The sequence below is a fragment of the Holdemania sp. Marseille-P2844 genome (assembly GCF_900120005.1).
GTDB lineage: Bacteria > Bacillota_I > Bacilli_A > Erysipelotrichales > Erysipelotrichaceae > Holdemania.
Genome location: NZ_LT635450.1, coordinates 44,336 through 64,955, shown reverse-complemented (window position 1 = coordinate 64,955; position 20,620 = coordinate 44,336). Strand labels below are relative to the sequence as shown.

The window sequence follows — 20,620 nt, the reverse complement described above, 5'->3', positions numbered from 1 at the left end:
CCTGTTTTTAAATCGAGTTTTCAAGCTTTTCCGGTTTCGTTTGGGTTTCGTTTCGGTCCGCGCCCGGATTGCTTTACACTTTTGACGGGGATCGTTTTTTTGGAAAACCGAACTGTTTCTTTCGAACCTGTTTCTATTTTACCACGGTTTGACCCGCGCGTTATAATAAAGACGAAGAAGGGATGCTTATGCGCGCTGGTTATCTGAAGTCGGGCTTAATGATGGAGGCTCCTGTGCCTTATGGAAGTTTTCATGCGGCGATGATCGGGGTGACGGTAGTGTTTGCGCTTGGCGCGTGGCGGCTGCGGGGGATGAATGAAAGCCGCAGACAAAAGCTGTTATTCTGTCTCGGCGTTCTGTTGGCAAGCGGGGAAGTTCTCAAGCAGCTGTTCCGCTTTCTGATCGTCGATCAGGGCGTCTATAACTGGTGGTACTTCCCGTTTCAGCTGTGCAGCATGCCGATGTATCTCTGCCTGCTTCTGCCATTGCTTAAAAAAAGGCGGAAAACGATTATCACATTTCTGGCAAATTATGCACTGCTGGGCGGAATTGCCGTATATCTTGATCCATCCGATATGATGAGCCGGTATGTGTTTCTGACGCTGTTCTCGTTTCTGTGGCACGATCTGCTGATCGTTATCGGCATTCTGTGCGGAACCAGCGCAGCGATGGAGGATGATGTTTGGGGCGCGGTGAAAATGCTCGGACTGCTCGCAGGACTTACGGGGATCGCGGAAATCCTGAACCTTGTCCTTTCCCGATATGGTGAATTGTCGATGTTTTATCTCTCACCCAAGCTTGCCAATACCCAGCTGGTATTTCGCGAGATCGCCCGGCTCTGGGGGATTCCGGCGGGGAATTTCTGTTATTTTCTGGCGATGATCGCCGGCGGCTTGATCATTCACGGACTGTGGCGGCGGATCCGTCGGAAACAAACGTCCAATCCTGCTGCGTGAAGTTTGAGTTTTAACGGAAAACACGGTACAATAAGCGCGGTGAAGAAAATGAATTTTCAGGAAGAACTATGCGCATGGTATAAGATCCATCATCGCGAGCTGCCATTCCGCCAGACCCGTGATCCCTATGCAATCTGGGTCAGCGAGATCATGGCGCAGCAGACGCGGATCGATTCCATGCTTCCGTATTACAGGCGCTGGATGGAGCGCTGGCCGACCGTGGAAGCGTTAGCCAAGGCGCCGATAGAAGATGTGCTGCATGGTTGGCAGGGGTTAGGCTATTATAACCGGGCGCGCAAGCTGCATGAGGGCGCGAAGGTTGTGGCCGGGCGCTATGGCGGAATCTTGCCGGCCGATGTCGAACAGCTGCGCACGATACCCGGGATTGGCTTTTACACTGCCGGGGCGATCGGCAGCATCGCTTACGGCCTGCGCGCACCGGCCGTCGATGGCAACGTCCTGCGGGTGACGACGCGCGTGCTCCGATATGGCGAGGATATCACGAAGAAAACGACGGTTGATTTTGTTTGGCGTCAGGTGTACGACTGGATGGAGGGCAGCGATCCCGCGGTGTTTACCCAGGCGATGATGGAGATCGGCGCGCTGGTCTGCACGCCGAAAAATCCTCAGTGCCTGCTTTGTCCGTTAGCGCCGATGTGCGGCGCGGGGCAGGATGGCAGCTGGCGTCAATACCCAGTCAAGAAAAAGGCGAAACCGCCGCTGGAACTGCAGCTGTATACGTATTGGATCGAGAACGATCAACATCAGATTCTGCTGAGCGACGACTGGTCGGACGGGCTGATGGAAGGACTGTACCGTCTGCCGCAAAGCGCGGTGCCGCTGGAACTCACGGATCAGCTCGATTATAAGGGACGGCGCAAGCATGTGTTTTCCCATCGTGTGTGGAATATGGAATGTTATCGCGGACAATGGAACAATCAGGTCAACGAAGCGCTGCCGGAGCATTGCTTCTGGATCGCTGAAGATCAGCTGGACACGATACCGATCGTCGGAGCCCACCGCAAATGGCTCAACGTGGTTCTGGCCGAGGAAGCCGGATCAACGCCAGAGAAAGCGGAACCGGCGTCCCTCAAGTCGCATGCGGAAGACATCGCCGTAAGGAAACAAGCGCCGCTCTTGGCGGAAGAGCCGTCAGTGCTTGCAGAAAGACAGAAACCGGATTGCTCCCGGTTTGAAACGAAGTAAAAAGAAAGGATAAAAGGAAAACATCATGAAAGAACGGGTAGAACGACTTCAAAAGAAAATGCAGGAGGAAGGGCTGCGTGCTTGTGTGATTTCCGATCACAGCGCGGTCGAATATTTTATCGGGCGCCGCTTCTCTTGCGGCGAACGGCTGATCGCATTAGTCGTTACGACGGAAGGGTTGCCGAAGCTGGTGCTTAACGAGCTGTTTCCGATGACCCCTCAGGCTGACTTTGAGCTTGTCCGCTACAACGATACCGAGGATGGGGTACAGGTCGTTTCCCAATTCTTAAGCGGGAAGGTCGGGATCGACAAGTTCTGGTCCGCAGGCTTTCTGATCCGTCTGATGGCGCTGCGCCCGGATCTGGAAATCGTCGACGGTAATCTTGTCGACCGCATCCGCAGCGTTAAGGATCCGTCCGAGCAGGCAAAGATGCGCCAGGCTTCGCTGAATAACGATAAAGTCATGGCACGGGTGCGCGAGCTGATTCAGGTGGGCAAGAGTGAGAAGCAGCTGGAACAGGAAATCAACGCGGCATTCAGGGAACTGGCGGACAGCGATCCGTCCTTCGACACGATCGTCGCGTTTGCGGAAAACTGCGCCGATCCGCATGCCGTGCCGTCAGATAAGGTTTTAGAAGAAGGCATGTCGGTGATCGTCGACATGGGCTGTCAATTTGAAGGGTATTGTTCGGACATGACGCGGACATACTTCGTCGGGCAGAACACAATGGAAGAGGTCTATGAGACCGTGCGGCGGGCGAATCTGGCGGGAATTGCGGCAGTGAAGCCGGGCGTGCGGTTCTGCGACATTGACCGGGCCTGCCGTCAGGTGATTGAGGAAGCGGGCTATGGTTCATATTTCATCCACCGTACCGGACATGGGATCGGTTTAAGCGTGCATGAACCATTCGACGTCAGCGCGGTCGATGAGATCGTCGTTGAGGAAGGCATGTGCTTCTCGATTGAACCGGGGATCTATCTGCCGGGTGTCGGCGGGGTACGGATTGAGGACCTTGTGCTGGTGACCAGTGACGGCTGCGAGGTACTCAACCATGATCCGAAGGATCAGCCGGTGTTATGAATTTTGGCTTCTATGCCTTCTGGTTTGTGAACCTGGCGGAAATCGTGTTGTGTCTATGGGATAAATTCTGCGCCCGCACCCATCGCTGGCGGGTTCCTGAAAGGGTGTTTTTTACGCTCGCTTTTCTGGGCGGCGCACTGGGGCTGGCCGCAGGCATGATCATCGCTCATCACAAGGTATCAAAACCTTCGTTTGTCCGGATTGCAGTTCTGGCGGGGCTTGAAAATCTGATCGCCGCGGCCGTGATTCTGGCTAACCTCAAATAATTTTGAGATTGTATTTCTCATTTGCCGGAAAATTTGTTACACTGATGATAATGTGAGGTACACGTGGATGAACATGAAGTGGAAAATCACGATGATGGGAAAGTTTACGCTTCGGGTGCGGGGAAAGGAAATCAACTTCGGGGCTTCAATGGGAAAGCAGATCGCTTCCATTTTCGCCTATTTGATCCTTCACCGCGACCGGGCCATCACCAAGGAACAGTTAATTGAAGTATTCTGGCCGGACAGCCGGAATCCGCTGAACGCGCTGAAGTTCGCCATTTTCCGCTTGCGCAAAGCGCTGGAAGAACTGCCGGGCGGAGGCGGCCGGGATTGGATCCAGACCGTCCGGGGCGGTTACCGATTGAATCCGTCGGCGGATTTCGATCTGGATATTGCGCATCTGGACAAGATTGCGCTGCGGCCCGACTGCGGCGACGCCAAAACGTTGACGAGCTTAATCCAGGGCGAATTTCTAGCGGATCTGGAAGACGCGTGGATTGTGGAGGAACGGGAAAAACAGTGGCAGAAAGTTCTGAACATCACCGATAAAATCGCGGAGGATCTGGAACAGAACGAGCTGGTTCAACAAGCGCAGAATTTATACAAGGCGCTTTTGGCAGTCGAACCGTTTAACGATCAGGTCAACTATCTGATGCTCCGGGTGATGATCCGACAGCGGCAATACAACGAAGCGATTCATTATTATGAACAGGTCGCGGCGGCGTTTCGGAAGGAGTATGGAATTGAATTCCAGGGCAAGTCGCAGGCATTGATCTATTTTATCAGCGTGGAAAACGGCGAAGCGGTGACGATGGAGGAACTGGTTTCTTCCCTGAACGAGGATATCAGCGAACCGCTGGCGTTTTTCTGCGATCGATCCGTTTTTCAAAAGCTGTATCAGGCGCGGGTGCGGGAAATTCAACGGTCACGGGACAGCTTCTATCTGATGATGATGGAACTGCGGAGCATTAAAGGCGCGCAGCCGGAAAACGATCAGCTGGAATATCTGAGCCGGGTGTTGGAAAGCGAACTGCGCAGCAGCGATATTTTCTGCCGGATTTCCAGAAGTCAGTACGCGGTGATGATGAATCTGCGGCGGCAGGAAGACGGCGAGATCGCGGCGCAGCGGATTTGTACGCGTTTCCATAAGCGCTATCCGGCCGATCAGGCAAAGCTGCAATATTATGTCTGTGAAATTCAACCGCAGACCTTGCCTAATGCAGCCTGATGCCTTGCGGCTTGAGTATGACGGCCTGACGCTTGAATGCGGCGGATTTTAAGAAGAAACGAACAGCCGGTTTCCTGAAAATGACGGACCCGGCTGTTTTTTTGCGTTCTTTTCTTATCAATGCGTTTTTGGCCTTGTCCGATTTGTAAAACCCGGCGGTTAAAAGCCAGTCTGCCGCCAGCTTCGCCGCTGCCGCAAAGCTGGCGCAGGGCAAAAAAGGAAGGACTTACGGTGGATAGGAAAGTGAAGATCGGCAATAACGTAGAAAAAGTGAAGATCTGTGATAACGTCCAAAAAGTGAAGATCGGCGATAGCGTCCAAAATAAAAACGCAAACGTCAGGTTTGCGCTTTGACAGAAGGCTTCAATGCTGGGAAATCCCGGTTGTATGTCGGAGTTTCATTTCGAAAACTGCCGCTTTAACAGCGCTTCTTTCAGCGGTTTCATAAAAGTCCTGCCAATCGGAATATGCTTACCGTTGGAAAGCAGAATTTCATTGCCGCAGATCTGTTCGATATGCCGGAATGCCACGATGTAGGAACGGTGGCATTGGAAGAATTCATCCGGCGGCAGCTGGGACAGCACTTCCTGCAGCTTTGCGTACATTTCATAGTGGTCATGCGTGGTTGTGACGATAATCTTACGCAGTTCCTTTTCGATGCAGAGAATCGAATGAATCGGAATCGGAATGACCTGGCTGCGGCTGCGAAGCATGAAGCTGACACCGGCCTGGGCTTGTCCCAGCTTGTTCAGCGCCCGGTCCAGGGCATCCGGCAGCCGCTGCGCCATCTGCGATTTCAGGACGAAATACAGATGTTCGGTTTCGTAAACGTCGGAAAAATACTCCAGATAACTGGAAATGAAAATAATCTGCGCTGAGGGCTGGACCAGATTGATTTGTTTCGCGACCTCGATTCCGGTGATGCCCGGCATCCGGATATCCAGAATATAGAGCTGGATTTCGTAGGATTCCAGGTCTTTCAGCAGCTGTGCGCCGCTGTCCCAGGGGTGAATCTCAGCTTCGATTTCCCGCATTTCGCACAAACGCCGGAGTTCCTGCGCGATCATACGCAGATGGAGCGGATTATCGTCGCACAAACCGATACAGAGCTTCATAGGCTTCTCTCCTTTGAATGTGCATTTATTATATCATTTTCATCTGTTCAAAACATTGAATTTTCAGATAATTACCAAAATGGAAGGAAGATCTGTTCACAAAATAAACGATATTCAGTGGTTTTAAAAGCGAAAAAACGGATAAAAAACGCTCTTGCCAGTGATTAAAGCTTATTTCCGACAGCTTCAACTTCCCGGCTTTTGAAGCGTGAAGGATGTTCAAGGATACAGGTGGGCAGCCATGTCGGAAAATCAGCGGCCAGCTTGCAAGGCATTAGTCCGCAAAGGGCGGCTTTGCCGATTCGTCATTTAACGAAGCCAGCGCAGCTTCAGCAGCTTCCCGCAGTTTTGCCTTCAGCGAAGAGGGCTGCAGGATTTGGACCTTCCGGCCAAACTGAAACAACCAGCCCAAAAAGGGCGGGGCGACGCTCAAAGTCAAATTGACATCAAAATCCTGATCGGTGATGCGCGTGATCATGACGTCCTGACCGAACCGATCGAAAACGGTATTCGCCAGAGATAAATCAAAGCGCAGCGTCATGTTGACGGGGTCGCTGGCGTACATGCCGAAGCTGCGGGCGGCATATTCCTTCAGATCGAAAGGAATCCGGGGCAGCGGTTCGCTCCTCAGCCGGATCTGTTCCATTTTATCCAGCCGGTAATGGGAGAAGCCCTGATGATGAAACGAGTAGCATACGCAATAATACCGCTGGTTTTCACGGATCAGCGCGTAAGGAAAAAGCTGATAGGACTGCGACTGACGGCGGTAGCGTTTCTGTTTATGCACGGTGATGTCAAAGTACCGGAACTCGATTTCCACATTTTCGCGCAGCGCCTTCAGGATCTGATCAATGTTGCCGAGAATGTCGACGTCAGAATCGCGGCGGGCCGGCAGAACCGGCGTTAACTGCGGCTGCTGATAGCGCGAACATTCCTGCCCCAGCGTCGCGTTGAGCTGTTCCGCCTGGTCAGCGGAGAGAATAGCCAGTGAGCCGACGGCGTCGCTGAGCAGTTTCAGCTGCGCGAGGGTGTAGCGCCGGCGCAGCCAGTAGCCCCGATTTTTCTGATAGCGGATATCCCAGCCTGCCTGACGCAGAATATCGAGATCGGAATACACGGACTTGCGCTCGGCGCTGATCCCTTTCTGATTAAGTAAGGCGATGATTTCATCACATTTGATCGGATGATCACTGTCTGTTTCCTGTTCAAGCAGACGCAGGATTTCCAACAGCTTTTGTTTCTGCGACCGCTGATTCGCCACGAAAGATCCCCTCCTGATTAAAATTTCTTAAAAATATTGTATCACTGTCCGATTAATCGGACAATGAAAAATCGCGGCTGTGGTATGATTAGGACGCATTAAGGGAGGGACAAACGATGGAGTTAAAACATAAAGGAATGTTGGCGGCTGGCGGACAGCTGGCGGGAATGGGATATCTGATTTCCGGATATGGCAGCGCAGGAGTATTCCTGCTTGCGGTCACGGCTTGCGCGCTGGTTTTCTTTCAAACGGAGAGCCGCCGGCGCTGGCCGTGGAAAGCGGCGGTTTTATCCGGGCTGGCCGGCGGGGCGATTCTGGCGCTGCAGCCGATGGCTGGAAATCCGGGCTGGCAGATCGGGGTAGTCTTGAATGGCGTGATCGCGATGTCAGGATGCCGTTGGGTCGCTTCCATGAAAAAAAGCGAACGTCAGGAAATCCGCTGGTCGCTGGACTGGCTGACGGCGCTGGCCTTGTTGTTCTGCGGCTTGTTTTTTCTGATGCCTCCGTCGCTGCGCGTTCACGTCATGGAACCAGCGTATGCCCAGACCGGGTCAGTCTGGCCGCTTACCCTGTTTCCGCTGCTTGTTTTTATGCCTTATTTTCCGGTCCGTCTGCGCTTATGGGAAAGCCGGAGTGTGAATAAGGCCCGCGCCGGAGTGCTGAACGTAAAATAGTCTGGGCTAACCCGAACCTTTTGTGGTAAACTAATCACTCAAGGGAGTGAGTTCGATGACTGAATTTCTGATTAGAAAATTTGTTAACAATTATGCGCAGACTGAGGATCCGAAAGTTCGGGAGAATTATGGATTTCTGAGCAGCCTGACTGGAATTGCCTGCAACGTATTGTTGTTTGCGGTGAAGCTGGTCATGGGAACAATCGCCCATTCCATTTCCATCACCTCGGATGCGTTCAATAACCTCTCGGACAGCGCCAGCTGCGTCGTGACGCTGTTTGGCTACAAATTGGCGGCGAAGCCGGCGGATAAGGATCACCCGTTCGGTCATGGCCGGATTGAATATCTGACGTCGCTGGTGCTGGCGTCGGTCATTCTGATCGTCGGTTTTGAGCTGTTAAAAAGCTCCGTCATGAAGGTCATTCATCCGGAAACCGTCCGGTTCAGCTGGGTTGTGCTGATCTCGCTGCTGGCGTCGATCGGCGTGAAATTCTGGATGTGCGGCTTTAATCGGAAACTGGGCCGGCGGATTGATTCGTCGGTGATGCTGGCGACGGCGCAGGACAGCCTGAACGATGTGATCGCCACGGCGGCGACGGTGGTTTCTCTGGTGCTGTCAGCGTTTGTCAGCTGGCCGGTCGATGGAATTATGGGCGTGGTCGTTTCGATATTCGTCCTGTTTTCCGGCTACGGCATAATAAAAGATACGATCGGCGAGCTGTTAGGGCAGCCGGCAGATAAAGAGCTGGTGGGCAAAATCTCACAGATCATGCTGAGCCGTCCGGAAATTCTGGGTCTGCATGATTTGATCATCCACAGCTATGGTCCGGGTAATTTGATCGGCAGCGCGCATGCCGAGGTCAGCGCTCACGACAATCTGCTTCAGATCCACGATACGATCGACGAGGTGGAAAAGGCAATTTACGAGCAGCTGCACGTCATGTTTACGATTCACATGGATCCGATTGAAACGGATAATCAGGAGATTGAAGAAGCGCGGAAGATGATGCAGGAAATTCTTGCCCGGATTGACGAACAGTTAAGTTTTCATGATTTCCGGATGGTCAGCGGACCCACGCACACGAATCTGATTTTTGATATCGTTGTTCCGTTTGCGTGCAAGCTGAGTTTTGACGAGATCCGCGATCAGATCAATGCCCAATTAAGCCGGCAGAAGAAAAAGTGGTACACGGTCATCACCTTCGACCGCGATTACACCGGTGAATAAGCGGCGAAGAAAATGAGTACATCCGCCTTGAAGCGGGAAAGAAATATCAGCGAAGCCGCAGCCGCTGGAAAACAGGCTGCAGTGGTTAGCGCGGGCTGAAACGGAAAAGGAAAATGGCCTGAAAAGATAAGCGAAGCGGCACGTTGGAAAACGATGGGGAACGTTCAGCGAAGTTCACCCGTCGTTTTTATGATGGAGCGGACACGCCGGGGGCCGAAATCTGCTGCCAGGCGGCAAGAGCTTTGCCAACAATGAAAAAAGACCGGATTGTCCGGCCTCAGGATGAAGTTTGATTTTAAAGGAAGTCTTCTTTCAACATTGCGCTTGCGGAATGGGGTGTTGAAGCGTCCGCTTTGAGTTTCTGCCATAGTTCGTTCAGGCAGCTCTCCGCCTGCGTCAGATCCGTCAGGCAGCCATACAGAGCCTGACTTTCAGCCTGGATGCATTGATAGCTGTCGATAATTTCCCGGCAGTTTTGTTGATTGAGGGCGTCTAATCCCTGCGGATCGTCCAGCACGGCATTGACGACCTGCGGATCCAGCTGGCCCGCATCCCGCATCTCGGCTAGAATCTGGCATGAGCGTTCCAGCGGGTAAGCCTGTTTGTAACTGCGCTCCCCAGTCAAAGCGCTGAAGATGTCGGCGACGGCCAGAATCCGCTGGGGAAGCGTCAGCTGCTGGAGTGTTAGTCCGTCCGGATAACCGGAACCATCCAGCTTTTCATGATGACGCAGCGCGATATCGCAGATTTCCTCACTGACCCAGCCGTTCAGGATTGCCGCTGTTTTTTCCACATGCGTCTTCATGATTGTCATTTCCGCTGGGGTCAGCCGTCCGGGATTTTCCAGAATGTCCAGCGGAATGCCGATTTTCCCCAAGTCATGGAACATTCCGGCAATTTTCAGCGCCTGTTGATCATCAGCGGAAACGCCGCACCGGCGTCCCAGCTGCACTGCCGTCGAGGCGGTGATCATCGTGTGCGTAACCGTGTGGCGGGAACGAAAGTCGATGACGACGATCAACATCGTCAGCAGCGTTTCTATCTGGCGCGATGAAAATGGGAACTGCCGTTCCCGCTGAAACAGAAAATCCGGCCTCGCGGCCGCAACGGATTTCAGGTCGGCTTTCTCAGCCAGTTCCAGAAGCGCAGGATAAAACCAGCCTGCGTACTCCCTGCGGCGGATTCGTTGTAAAAATTGGGCGAGGGTTCCGTGACCATAGGTGAGAAAGATATCCAGACGGTCGCAGAAACTGATCAGACTGGCAGTCTGGGCTGTTCTGCGGTCAATTCCCGCTTCCAGCATTTTGTCATAGCGGCTGTGATGAAACATGACCGCGTCGGCCATCGTGGAAAACGGAGAGTAATGGTGCAGGAAAAGCATGCCGTAGATCGCATGATCCCAACACGTTTCTGTTTCAAACTGGATCATCCGCGCAATTTCTTCCGTTTTGTAAGCGCCGATATCATGCAGAAAAACAAGGCAGTCCAGATCCCGCCGGGTTTCTCCCTCGATCCCCGCGGCTTCCAGCAGCTGGTCGGCATAGGAAGCTGAACGCAGCTCATGGCCGATCAGGCGCGGATCGATCATATCGAAACAGTTCGCAAGCAGACCGAGAAGCTGCCGGGCGTTGATCTCTGTCAGAGAATTCATGCCTTATTCCTCCTTGTTATTCATTAAATAATAATCTAACCTGAATAAATGTAATTATAGCATTAAGCTGGGGGAAAAGAAAAGGAAGAAGGGATAGAACACGCTTTAGACAGGTGTTCTTCCATTTCTTCCTTGTTTTTTATCTGGGTTTTGATTGAAGCTTATTCCTGGTTGGCGCGGATCATCAGATCGCAGACCTGATTGGCATACGCGATCGGATCTTCAATCTTGTAACCTTCGATTAACATCGCCTGCGTATAAAGCAGATCGGTGTATTCGTCCATCAGTTCCGGATGCTTGTCATAAATCTTCTGCAGCGTCGCGAAGATCTCATGATCCGGATTGATTTCCAGAATTTTGCCAGCCTTGACTTCATTCTGGTTTGGCATCTGATTCAGGACTTTTTCCATTTCCATTGACAGACCTTCGTCGGAGACCAGGCAGACCGGATGGGATTTCAGACGGGAGGACAGGCGGACTTCCTTGACTTTTTCGCCCAGTGCTTCCTTCATCTTGTCCAGCATCGACTTGTTTTCCTGCGTCTTCTCCTCCTTGGCCTTCTTTTCTTCCTCATCGTCCAGATCCAGATCACCCTGATTGATCGACTTGAACTTCTTTTCCTTGTATTCCATCATGATGTTGGCGGCGAATTCGTCGACGTCGTCTGTGAAATACAGGACTTCATAGCCTTTGTCCTGGAGCTTTTCCATCTGCGGCAGCTTTTTGATCAGCTCGATGCTCTCGCCGCTGGCAAAGTAGATCTGATCCTGGCCTTCCTTCATTCGGGAGACATATTCGTCCAGCGTCGTGTATTCATCGTTGTGCGTGGACTTGAACAACAACAGATCCTGCAGCTGGTCTTTGTGCATGCCATAGTCCTGGTAAACGCCGAATTTCAGCGACAGACCGAAGTTCTTGAAGAATTCTTCATATTTCTCCCGATCGTTTTTCAGCATGTCTTCCAAGGTGTTCTTGATCTTTTTCTCAATGCTCTTGGCCAGCGTTTTCATCTGCCGGTCCTGCTGGAGGATTTCACGCGAGATGTTCAGATTCAGATCGTCGCTGTCGACCAGACCGCGGACGAAGCGGAAGTAATCCGGTACCAGATCCTTGGCTTTGTCCATGATGAACACGCCCTTGCAGTAAAGCTGCAGTCCCGGTTCATAATCGGCGCTGTAGAAGTTGTACGGTGTTTTGGCCGGGATGAACAACAGCGCGTTGTAGGACGTCGTGCCTTCCACGGAATAATGCATGACTTTGGCCGGATTTTCCCAATCCATGAATTTGTTCTTATAGAACTCGTTGTATTCGTCTTCCTTGATTTCCGATTTGTTGCGCTTCCATAACGGAACCATCGAGTTCAGCGTCTGGATTTCCTTTACCGTTTCCGGTTCGTCCTTGCCTTCGACGGTTTTGGTCGTTTCCACTTCCATCTCAATCGGCCAGCGGACATAATCGGAATACTTGCGGATCAGGTTTTTGATCGTGTATTCGTCAAGATATTCGTCGACCTTGTCGTCTTCGCTTTCTTCCTTCAATTCAAGGATGATCTTCGTGCCGACAGTCTCCTTCATGATCGGCGAAATGGTGTAGCCGTCCTCGCCGTTGGAGATCCAGGAATAACCCTGTTCACTCTGGGCGCTGCGGGTTTCGACGATGATCCGCTGGGCAACCATGAACGCGGAGTAGAAACCGACGCCGAACTGACCGATGATATCGACATCGCTGGTGCCTTCCTCCAGCTTCTGCTTGAATTCCAGCGAACCGCTGTGAGCGATCGTGCCGAGGTTGGTCTCCAGTTCCTCCTGGGTCATGCCGATGCCGCTGTCAGTCAGCGTGATCGTGCGGTTGTCCTTGTCCAGATCGATCCGGATTTTTAATTCGCTCTTATCGACGCGCTGATTTTCATCGGTCAGCGACAGGTAATACCGCTTGTCCAGGGCGTCTGACGCGTTGGAGATCAGCTCCCGCAGAAAGATTTCCTTGTTGGTATAGATAGAATGAATCATCAGATCCAAAAGACGCTTGGATTCAGCTTTAAACTGTTTTTTAGCCATAATGATTTCCTCCTTTTAGCACTCTTGATAAGTGACTGCTAAGATAATATAACACTTTTCCCCCGTCCTGACAAGTCCGCTGCGCTACTTTTCCACAAATTAAAATTTACCGGCTTTTCAGGAGACTGCAGGACAAAAGAAAAAGGAGGAAGATCACCCTTGAAGTCAGACGGAATTCTGTAAATGTCCGGTCAGTCTGTTTCGGCTGCACCTTTTCGCGTCTGCTCGATATGGGCGATGCAGCGCTGATCGCAGGGAGTCTTTGTGTAGGGACAACGCAGCGCGGCATGGCTGCAGCAGAGGAAAAGCAGAGCTTCCAGCCGGGGGAGATCAGTCTTTGCGTCGTTTGGCAGCAGGTTCAAATTAACCTGAAATGGATTTTCCATAAGCACCTCCTGGTCGAACTCTATTTTATCTCGGATAAAGAGAAAAATAAAGATTATCCATTAGCGAGAAATGGCAAATTTTTACGTTGTTTTACGATATGATTCTTATACGAAAACAAGGAAGGGAGGGGCCGGATGAAAGCAAAACTCTCATTGGGCGAGAATCTGCGTCTGCTGCGGGAAGAACGGGGAATCAGCCAGGAAGCTCTGGGGCAGGATTTAAGCTTGAGCGACGGCGCGATTTCCCGGTATGAGAATAATGTCGCGGAACCGGATATCAACACGCTGTTCGGCATGGCGGAAATCTTCGGCGTCGATTTCAACTATCTGTTGGATTATCATGGGCGCGTGCGGAAAAGCCAGGAGATCGTGCTGCAGAACAAAGACGTGGAGCTGTTGAATTGCTTTCATCAATGTTCCTCGGGGCATCAGCGCGTGATCCGGATGCTGACCAAAGAGCTGGCTCGGCAGGATGGACTGTGGCCGAAGCTGAGTGAACTGGCGTCGCTGGAAACCGCGGGTCTGGTCAATGAAGACAAAGAAGAATGGATTGAACCTCAACCCGAAGTGAAAATCATAAAACAGCCGGGACATTCCCGGAAGAAGAAAAAAACCGATTCCTGACCTTGGTTGATGCAAAGGTGAAGAATCGGTTTTCGTTTGGCTTTTCAGCCGCCGCTTTGTGCACCAGGCAAGAGCTGCTTAATCCCAAAGAGGGACTCATCCAGCGGCGGCCAGCGCTAATTCACGAACCTTCTGTTCGCTGACCACATCATAATCCAGCTCATGCGGCGCCGAAGCAAAGGCGTAAGTGACGTGATTGCCGGCGGTCGTCGGATCGGTCAGCCAGTCTTTGCATGAGGAATGCAGCTGGCAAACGCCAGTCTGCTTTAACAAAAGCTGCGCGTTGTCCGCATTGACGCCGCTGCCGGCCAGAATTTCAATCTGACTGCCATAGTTTCGCTGCAGCCTCGCGATCGTTTCAATTCCCTGTTCCGCTTTCGCTTCCCCGCCGCTGGTCAGCACCCGGTCCACCTTCCAGTCGATCAGCTGCCGCATCGCGGCGTCGAAATCAACGGTGCAGTCAAACGCCCGATGGAAAACAAACTCCCTGCCATACTGGTGGGCCAGGTCAGCCATGGCCCGGGTTTGCGCGGCATTGATGGTGCGGTCGGCGTTTAATGCGCCGAAGGCCAGACCCGCCGCCCCATGCTTTAAAAGCAGTTCGGCGTCGGTCAATAAGATTTCAAATTCCGCGTCGGTGGTGCAGAAGCCTGCGCCCCGGCTGCGTACCATTGCAATGATCGGCAGCGACACGGCTTTTTTCGCCTGAATCAGATTGGCCAGCGTCGGCGTCAAGCCGCCCAAAGCCAGGGCGGAGTTCAGCTCGATCCGATCCGCGCCCCCGGCCTGAGCGGCCAGACAATCCTGCGCGCTTCCGCAGCAAATTTCTATTTTCGGTTTCATGCGTCGATTCTCCTTCTCATTCCTGTTACCCTCATTGTATCGAGATGAAGGAAGGAATGCAAGGTATCGGGTGATTCATGACGGACACGCTGTGGGCAGACCAATGAAAAGCAGAAGGAAGCCATGCCAATCCGGGACCGGCGCGGAGCGGCAGGTCTGGCAGTGTTTTGGCTTGCGCAGCAGAATTGCCGGGGAAGGTTTTGAATAAGAGGGAGGATCAGGGAAAAGTCGTGCGAGAAAACAAAGCCTCATGAAAAAGCAGGACATAAGGGAAAAGCAGGACATAAGGGAAAAGCAGGACATAAGGAATAAACAACTAAGGAGAAAACAACCAAGGAAAAAACAGGACATCAAGAACAACAGAATGTTAAAAAAGCTGAAAATCAAGAAAAAGCAGAATATAAAAAAGGCAGAAATCCAGCGCCTGCCAAGGCTTACCCGAAAGGGCCGCGCTGATTCTGCTTGATTTACTGTTTGTAACTAAATAAAGATAAGTGCCGATGCTCCCTTACCGGCTGATTTTCAAGCTCAGCCGCACCCCGTTTCCTGTCGGATTACGAACGCCCCGGTTAGAAAACCAGCCTGGATGATTTACTGAGCGTTCGGGTTGAGCGTGACGACGAACATGTCGCCAGTTTCATCATTGTCGAATTCCTCCAGATAGATCAACAGGAATTCCGGTTCCTCCGCCGGAACCTCAAAGACCAGCTTGTACGTCGCGGACTTGCCTTTGGACAGCTCAAATTCTTCCGGCATGACCGACTTGTCGTCAAGATTGACTAACGGATAGTACAATTCCTCCGTCGATTCCCAAGTCAGCATGAAATCCTGATCAAACATCGGCAGCGCTTCGCCGAAGGTGTTGGTTTCTTTCACGGTGATGCATAACAGCTGCATCCCCTCTTTTGCGGTATACCCGCCGAAGCTGTCGGTCAGCGCGGCGTCTTCAACGATGAAGTCGAAGAATTCGTTGCGCATCGTATCGCCAAGGTTGCCGTAATAAAGACCGTCTTCATCCTCGGAGTGCCGGGCGATGACGTTGCCGGTTTCTTTACTGGTGCCTCCGGAGCAGCCAGTGGTCAGTAATAAAGCGATTGTTAATAAAGCAGCAGCAAGTTTTTTCATAGTTCCTCCTCCATACCCGCAGATTTAGAATTTCCCTGATTTTAATCTGTGGTCTTGCGCTTTTATTCTACCTGATTTCGTTCATTTTTGGAACTTAAGATTTTCTCAATAAGGAAGGTTAGAGATAAAACAGACAACCGGCCAGCGCGCTGAGGATCAAAACGGGAATCGGACCCAGTTTTCCTTTGACGATCGCCGCCAGCGACAGCGCAAATAGAATCAGTGCCGTCCCGTTGAATTGCAGCGGCTGCTTCCATGAGGAAACCCCGCACAGCGCGATCAGAACAATCGTCGCGGCGGAGGCGGCGATCAGACCCACAGAAGCCGATTTCAACGTTTCAAGCAGATGCAATACCGCTTTCTGATCGCCGTTGCGGCTGAAAAAGCGCTGCAGCGCCAGACTGATCAAAATTCCGCACAGCACGCAGCCCCCGGTCGCCGCGATCGCCCCGGCCAGCCCGCCTAAACGCATGCCGACAAACGTCGAGGTGTTGACTGCCAGCGGACCGGGCGTCATCTGCGACAGCGTGATGATGTCGGTGAATTCCTGCAGCGTCAGCCACGGATGAACGACGACAGCCTGCTGCTGAATCAGAGGCAGGGTCGCATAACCGCCGCCGATGCTGAACAAACCAATTTTTAAAAAGGTGACAAACAAGTCCAGAATCAGATTCATGCCCTGTTCCTCCGTTGATTATTGATAAAACTGAGTACAAGCGAGATCCCCGTCCAGAACAAAAGCAGCGTCATCGCCGGAATTTCCAGGACAAAACCGCAGAAAAACGTGACGGGTAAAATCAAGCTGTGAAGCGTTTGCTTCTGCTTCAAGATCACAGCGCTCATCTCATAGACCAGCTGCACGATCAGCGCCGCAACCCCGGCTTCCATGCCTTTAAGGCAGGCATTGATGACCGGCTGGGTGCGGAAGGCATCATAACAGGAAGAAATCAGCGCCAGGATGATAAACGAAGGCATAACGGCCCCCACCGCACTGATCCAGGCTCCGGCCATGCCCAGCGTACGCCGGCCGGCCAGAACTGAGAGGTTGACAGCGATCGCACCGGGTGAGGATTGGGCAATCGCCGCCATCTCCAACAGCTCGGATTCCGTAAAGAGCTGTTTCTGCTGCACAAAGATCTTGCGGATCATCGGAATGACGATGTATCCGCCTCCGAACGTAAACGTACTGATATACAAATTGACGGCGAAAAGCCAGAGTCCGGTTTTCCATGATTTCATAAGTTTCACCCTCCGGATCTATTATCTGTAAAATAAAGGATGAAGTAAAATTGCAAAAATCTATGTTTTCCATTACTATTTAGTTATGCTAAAAAGACAGCGGCAAAATAGGACAGCGTGCCGCAAAGGAGGGATCAGGATGACAATCCGGCAGTGGAAAGTATTTCGGGCCGTGGTCGAGCAGGGAAGCGTTACCCGGGCAGCGCAGATCTTATATATGAGTCAGCCGGCGGTCTCGCATGTGGTGAGTGAAATGGAGCAGCAGTTAGGCTACACGTTATTAGACCGGATCGGCCGTCACTGCAGGGTCAACGGATGCGGTATGCAGCTGTACCATAAGCTTGTTCCCATTCTTGAAGCGATTGAAGATCTTGAACAAAGCACAGCTGATCTGGAAAAGCAGGCGCCATTACGGATCGGATCGAGCATTACGATCGCCAATATGTGGCTGCCTTCTCTGATAGCGCAGTTTCGTCGGCAATGTCCGAAGACGCCGGTGCAGGTACAGGTGGATCGGGCGAAGGAAATCGTCAGGAAAGTGCTGGCGAATGAAGTGGATCTGGGCTTTACCGAAGGAATATGTGAGGAAGAAAGCATCGTGAAGCTGCCATTTTCCCGCTATCGGCTGGCCTTTGTCTGCCGTCCGGACCTGCCGGCTGCCGGATTTGAAACGTTGAAGCTGGATCAGCTGGGGGATCAGGCGTGGTTATTGCGGGAGCCGGGCAGCGCGATCCGCGACAGTCTGGACAGTGCGCTGCGGCTGCGCCAGATCCAGGTCAAACCCGCCTGGGAAAGCGTCAATTCCCAAGTCCTGAAGCAAGCCGCGCTGGCCGGCTTGGGGATCGCGTTATTACCCCGGCAGATGGTTCGTTCACCCCTGGCGGCTGGCGAGCTGACGGAAGTAAAGATCGAAGGAATCGAATTGGAAAATCAGAACTGGATGATCTATCACCGCGATAAATTTGAATCGGAAGCGATTCGCTGCTGGAAACAATTAATCAAGCAAACTGAAAGGGAGAACGGCGATGAAGGAAGATTTTGAAGCGCTGGTGCTGGCGGTGATCAGCGAGATACCCTATGGCCAGGTTGCCAGCTATGGCCAGATCGCCGAGCTGGCCGGATATCCCCGCCATGGCCGGCATGTCGGCAAAGCTTGTTCACATTCTGAATTCTATGGCGATTATCCATGTCACCGCGTGGTCAACAGTCAGGGCCGGACAGCGCCGGGATGGGATGAACAGCGGTGCCTGCTGGAAGCAGAAGGCGTTGAATTTAAGCCCAACGGCTGCGTAGATATGGCAAAATATCAATGGCAGCTCCGGTAAAGGAGAGGAAGAAACAAAATGACGATAAAAAATGAAGGCTTGCGGGCCTATCCGAAGTTCTCGCTGTGTGGTCTGGCCTGCGGCTGCTGCACACTGTATCTGGGCGGTCATTGTCCCGGCTGCGGAGCGCCGGGCAGACCCCGCTGCAAGCTTTTGAAATGCGCCGCAGAACAAGGCGGGATTGAATATTGCAGCCAATGTGAACACTATCCCTGCAAGCTGATGTCCGCCATTGAGGATACCGTTTCGTTTGTGACCTGCCATCACCGGCTGAAGGATCTGGATCAGTTGAAAAGGATCGGGCCTGCCGCTTTTGAAGCACAGATGGAACAGAAACTGGCAATCCTGGCGGAATTGCTGGAAGATTATAACGAAGGCCGCCGCAAAAGCTTTTATTGTCGGGCCGTGACGCTGCTTCCTTTGGCGGAGCTGGAAACGGTCATGACAAGATTGCGGACGCTGGATCCGGCGATGCCAGTAAAGGAAAAAGCTGCCGCGGCGGTAAATCAGCTGCAGGCAGCGGCGCAGCGCCATGATATTCTCCTGAAACGAAATTTGAAGAAACCGGTTCAGGAGAAAACAAACGTTGAAAAGAAAGGGTGATTTATTTCATGATTCGAGAAATAGTAACGGATCCGATTCTGCTCAGCCGCCCCAGCCGGGAGGCAACGGACATGGATCTGGCCGTTGCGGCAGATCTGAAGGACACGCTGAGGGCGCATGCGGATCACTGCGCCGGAATGGCCGCCAACATGATCGGTCAGTCCGTCCGGATAATCGCGGTTTTTGTTGCGGATCAGCCGCTGGTGCTGATCAATCCGCAGGTCATTAAGGTCGAAGGGAGAAAATATACGGCTGAGGAAGGCTGTTTATCACTGTCAGGCACGCGCCGGGCGCAGCGCTTTGAAAAGCTGCAGCTGCGCTATCAGGATGAACAGGGCCGAATCAAGCAACGGACATTCAGCGGTTTTACCGCGCAGGTGATTCAGCACGAATTGGATCATTGCGAAGGCATTTTGATTTAAATCAGAAGGAAATAAGGAAAATGGCAAAATTACGAAAAATGTTGGGCGATGTCAATTCGCCGGAATGCATCGCAATGATGCGGCTGATCGAAACTCAGAGTGAAACCACACTGGCGCGCTGGTCTCTTGGGTATGTTGAAAGCAGGATCTTGCCGATCTATCAGAAAAAAGCCGGCGGGGATAACCGGCTGACTGCGCTGATTCAGGCGTGTCAAATGGTTGTGCAGCAAAATCAGCCGGGAAAGACAGGAAAACCGTGGATTCAGGAAGCCGGCCAGATCGCCCGGGAAACCCCAGATCCGATCACCCAGGCCGCTGCCCGCGCGATCGCTGCGGCCTGCGGCACACTGACCACGCCGACCAATGCGCTGGGGTTTCTGTTCTATGCGGCCGCGGCCCTTGTCTATGATCAGGGACTGGATTTGCCTGCGTCTGAAATGGAGGAGCTGACCCGTCAAATCTGGCAGGATGCGTATGCTTCGCTTTCAGCTCAATCCGTCAAGGACGAACCCTGTCCGGCAAAAATTCAGTGGCATTGTTAGGCTGAATCTGCGCAATCCTTATAATTTAAAAAAATCGACATGGAAAGCAGCATCGCAAAAAGATGCGCGCCTGCATACTTTGAGAAAGAAGATAAAAAGCTGTGGTCATCAATCAGGCAGGAATCAGCCGGAGCGACCACAGCTTTTTTTATGGACACTGCACAAGAACACTGCACAAGGACACTGCACAAGGAAACAGTACAAGAAAATCAAATCCGTTTGCGAATTGTTTGAAAATTATGCCTCGTTTAGATAAGCGGCGACAATTTCACACGTATAAGCCTTGTGGTAATCACGGTTTGGATAACTTGCGTCTTCCACGGCTTTGTCGATAAACTCAGCGTCGCTGACTTCCATCGTCGCCAGCTTCTTCAGAACCAGCACCAGACGCGCCTGATCAATGCACGGCGCTCCGTCGAGCAGAGTTGTCGTATAGCCGACATGCGCCAGCTTATCCTCATCTTTGCCGCTGGCTTTGCCCAGATACGCCAGCTTTTCCCGTTGATCGTTGTCGAAGAACGCCAGCGAGAAGCTGTTTTCCCGTTCGATCAGCGGGTAGGTGTGACGCTGCGGCCGAACGTACACGGTGACCACCGCTTTGTTCCACAGCCAGCCCATCTGAACCCAGTTGACGGTCATGCCGTTGACCTTGCCCTCGTCCTGAACCGTCAGCACGGCCCAGTCGTTATGGATCAGGGAAATCAGATTCCGATCCAGTTTTTCAATCTCAATTTTTTTCATGCTTTCACCTCAATTTCTATTGTATTCCCGAATCATTGAAAATGGCA

General features: G+C 52.3%; 25 protein-coding genes. 16 read left to right on the top strand and 9 right to left on the bottom strand.

Going from position 1 to position 20,620, the window contains the following annotated elements; all coding sequences use genetic code 11:
- Positions 1-188: 188 nt before the first annotated feature.
- The 5 genes from BQ7364_RS05035 (at position 189) to BQ7364_RS05015 (ending at position 4,737) form a co-directional block, all read left to right on the top strand.
- Entirely contained in the window at positions 189-956 is a 768-nt protein-coding gene (locus BQ7364_RS05035) for a TMEM164 family acyltransferase (RefSeq protein WP_072683709.1), read from the top strand.
- Positions 957-1,004: 48 nt separating this feature from the next.
- Entirely contained in the window at positions 1,005-2,162 is a 1,158-nt protein-coding gene (gene mutY / locus BQ7364_RS05030) for an A/G-specific adenine glycosylase (RefSeq protein ID WP_072683708.1), read from the top strand.
- Between the two features lie 25 nt (positions 2,163-2,187).
- On the top strand, positions 2,188-3,243 hold the full coding sequence (locus BQ7364_RS05025) for a M24 family metallopeptidase (protein ID WP_083538438.1): 1,056 nt from the start codon (positions 2,188-2,190) through the stop codon (positions 3,241-3,243).
- Positions 3,240-3,509 (top strand): DUF1294 domain-containing protein, encoded by a 270-nt coding sequence (locus BQ7364_RS05020; RefSeq protein WP_072683706.1) that lies wholly within the window; start codon positions 3,240-3,242, stop codon positions 3,507-3,509. Before BQ7364_RS05025 ends, BQ7364_RS05020 begins: the two co-directional genes overlap by 4 nt.
- Before the next feature lie 73 nt (positions 3,510-3,582).
- Positions 3,583-4,737: a winged helix-turn-helix domain-containing protein gene (locus tag BQ7364_RS05015; protein ID WP_159432753.1), complete on the top strand. Its 1,155-nt coding sequence runs from the start codon at positions 3,583-3,585 to the stop codon at positions 4,735-4,737.
- Positions 4,738-5,135: 398 nt separating this feature from the next.
- On the opposite strand, the gene BQ7364_RS05010 is transcribed toward BQ7364_RS05015, so the two are convergent.
- Both BQ7364_RS05010 and BQ7364_RS05005 read right to left on the bottom strand, forming a co-directional pair.
- Positions 5,136-5,852: a LytR/AlgR family response regulator transcription factor gene (locus BQ7364_RS05010; RefSeq protein WP_072683704.1), complete on the bottom strand. Its 717-nt coding sequence runs from the start codon at positions 5,850-5,852 to the stop codon at positions 5,136-5,138.
- 274 nt (positions 5,853-6,126) lie between these two features.
- The gene (locus BQ7364_RS05005; RefSeq protein WP_072683703.1) at positions 6,127-7,113 is read right to left on the bottom strand and encodes a helix-turn-helix transcriptional regulator; all 987 of its coding nucleotides are present in this window, start codon (positions 7,111-7,113) and stop codon (positions 6,127-6,129) included.
- A 116-nt stretch (positions 7,114-7,229) separates the two neighbouring features.
- Here BQ7364_RS05005 and BQ7364_RS05000 point away from each other — a divergent pair, with 116 nt between their 5' ends.
- Both BQ7364_RS05000 and BQ7364_RS04995 read left to right on the top strand, forming a co-directional pair.
- Positions 7,230-7,787: a hypothetical protein gene (locus BQ7364_RS05000; RefSeq protein ID WP_072683702.1), complete on the top strand. Its 558-nt coding sequence runs from the start codon at positions 7,230-7,232 to the stop codon at positions 7,785-7,787.
- 55 nt (positions 7,788-7,842) lie between these two features.
- Positions 7,843-9,015 carry a cation diffusion facilitator family transporter gene (locus tag BQ7364_RS04995; protein WP_072683701.1) on the top strand — a complete coding sequence of 391 codons (1,173 nt, stop codon included), beginning with the start codon at positions 7,843-7,845 and terminating at the stop codon, positions 9,013-9,015.
- Between the two features lie 295 nt (positions 9,016-9,310).
- Here BQ7364_RS04995 and BQ7364_RS04990 read toward each other — a convergent pair whose 3' ends face one another.
- Both BQ7364_RS04990 and htpG read right to left on the bottom strand, forming a co-directional pair.
- Positions 9,311-10,666, bottom strand: a complete 1,356-nt coding sequence (locus BQ7364_RS04990; RefSeq protein WP_072683700.1) for an HD domain-containing phosphohydrolase — start codon at positions 10,664-10,666, stop codon at positions 9,311-9,313.
- Between the two features lie 161 nt (positions 10,667-10,827).
- Positions 10,828-12,723, bottom strand: a complete 1,896-nt coding sequence (htpG, locus tag BQ7364_RS04985) for a molecular chaperone HtpG (RefSeq protein WP_072683699.1) — start codon at positions 12,721-12,723, stop codon at positions 10,828-10,830.
- Positions 12,724-12,953: 230 nt separating this feature from the next.
- On the opposite strand from htpG, the gene BQ7364_RS17705 reads away from it, so the two are divergent.
- Positions 12,954-13,211, top strand: a complete 258-nt coding sequence (locus BQ7364_RS17705) for a hypothetical protein (protein ID WP_139248563.1) — start codon at positions 12,954-12,956, stop codon at positions 13,209-13,211.
- Between the two features lie 33 nt (positions 13,212-13,244).
- Positions 13,245-13,733 carry a helix-turn-helix domain-containing protein gene (locus BQ7364_RS04975; protein WP_072683697.1) on the top strand — a complete coding sequence of 163 codons (489 nt, stop codon included), beginning with the start codon at positions 13,245-13,247 and terminating at the stop codon, positions 13,731-13,733.
- Between the two features lie 96 nt (positions 13,734-13,829).
- On the opposite strand, the gene BQ7364_RS04970 is transcribed toward BQ7364_RS04975, so the two are convergent.
- On the bottom strand, positions 13,830-14,576 hold the full coding sequence (locus BQ7364_RS04970) for a copper homeostasis protein CutC (protein ID WP_072683696.1): 747 nt from the start codon (positions 14,574-14,576) through the stop codon (positions 13,830-13,832).
- A 250-nt stretch (positions 14,577-14,826) separates the two neighbouring features.
- On the opposite strand from BQ7364_RS04970, the gene BQ7364_RS04965 reads away from it, so the two are divergent.
- Complete coding sequence (locus BQ7364_RS04965; RefSeq protein WP_072683695.1) at positions 14,827-15,042, top strand: hypothetical protein; 216 nt, start codon at positions 14,827-14,829, stop codon at positions 15,040-15,042.
- A 125-nt stretch (positions 15,043-15,167) separates the two neighbouring features.
- Here BQ7364_RS04965 and BQ7364_RS04960 read toward each other — a convergent pair whose 3' ends face one another.
- From BQ7364_RS04960 to BQ7364_RS04950, 3 genes are all read right to left on the bottom strand, one after another.
- Positions 15,168-15,701, bottom strand: a complete 534-nt coding sequence (locus BQ7364_RS04960) for a hypothetical protein (RefSeq protein WP_072683694.1) — start codon at positions 15,699-15,701, stop codon at positions 15,168-15,170.
- Positions 15,702-15,819: 118 nt separating this feature from the next.
- Positions 15,820-16,377 carry a chromate transporter gene (locus BQ7364_RS04955; protein WP_072683693.1) on the bottom strand — a complete coding sequence of 186 codons (558 nt, stop codon included), beginning with the start codon at positions 16,375-16,377 and terminating at the stop codon, positions 15,820-15,822.
- Positions 16,374-16,940, bottom strand: coding sequence for a chromate transporter (locus BQ7364_RS04950; RefSeq protein ID WP_072683692.1), 567 nt, complete (start codon positions 16,938-16,940; stop codon positions 16,374-16,376). Before BQ7364_RS04950 ends, BQ7364_RS04955 begins: the two co-directional genes overlap by 4 nt.
- Positions 16,941-17,079: 139 nt before the next feature.
- On the opposite strand from BQ7364_RS04950, the gene BQ7364_RS04945 reads away from it, so the two are divergent.
- The 6 genes from BQ7364_RS04945 to BQ7364_RS18330 are packed head-to-tail and all read left to right on the top strand — an operon-like array spanning position 17,080 to position 20,066.
- Entirely contained in the window at positions 17,080-17,982 is a 903-nt protein-coding gene (locus BQ7364_RS04945; RefSeq protein WP_072683691.1) for a LysR substrate-binding domain-containing protein, read from the top strand.
- Positions 17,966-18,265 carry an MGMT family protein gene (locus BQ7364_RS04940; RefSeq protein WP_072683690.1) on the top strand — a complete coding sequence of 100 codons (300 nt, stop codon included), beginning with the start codon at positions 17,966-17,968 and terminating at the stop codon, positions 18,263-18,265. The genes BQ7364_RS04945 and BQ7364_RS04940 overlap by 17 nt, the downstream gene beginning before the upstream one ends.
- Positions 18,266-18,283: 18 nt before the next feature.
- On the top strand, positions 18,284-18,868 hold the full coding sequence (locus tag BQ7364_RS04935) for a DUF3795 domain-containing protein (protein ID WP_072683689.1): 585 nt from the start codon (positions 18,284-18,286) through the stop codon (positions 18,866-18,868).
- Positions 18,869-18,876: 8 nt separating this feature from the next.
- A complete protein-coding gene (locus BQ7364_RS04930; RefSeq protein WP_072683959.1) occupies positions 18,877-19,290 on the top strand; it encodes a peptide deformylase in 414 nt (137 codons plus the stop codon).
- Positions 19,291-19,310: 20 nt separating this feature from the next.
- Complete coding sequence (locus BQ7364_RS04925; RefSeq protein WP_072683688.1) at positions 19,311-19,832, top strand: putative immunity protein; 522 nt, start codon at positions 19,311-19,313, stop codon at positions 19,830-19,832.
- Between the two features lie 39 nt (positions 19,833-19,871).
- A complete protein-coding gene (locus BQ7364_RS18330; RefSeq protein ID WP_139248562.1) occupies positions 19,872-20,066 on the top strand; it encodes a hypothetical protein in 195 nt (64 codons plus the stop codon).
- A 3-nt stretch (positions 20,067-20,069) separates the two neighbouring features.
- Here the strand turns inward: BQ7364_RS18330 and BQ7364_RS04920 are convergent, their stop codons facing one another.
- Positions 20,070-20,573: a flavin reductase family protein gene (locus BQ7364_RS04920; protein WP_072683687.1), complete on the bottom strand. Its 504-nt coding sequence runs from the start codon at positions 20,571-20,573 to the stop codon at positions 20,070-20,072.
- Between the last annotated feature and the right edge of the window lie 47 nt (positions 20,574-20,620).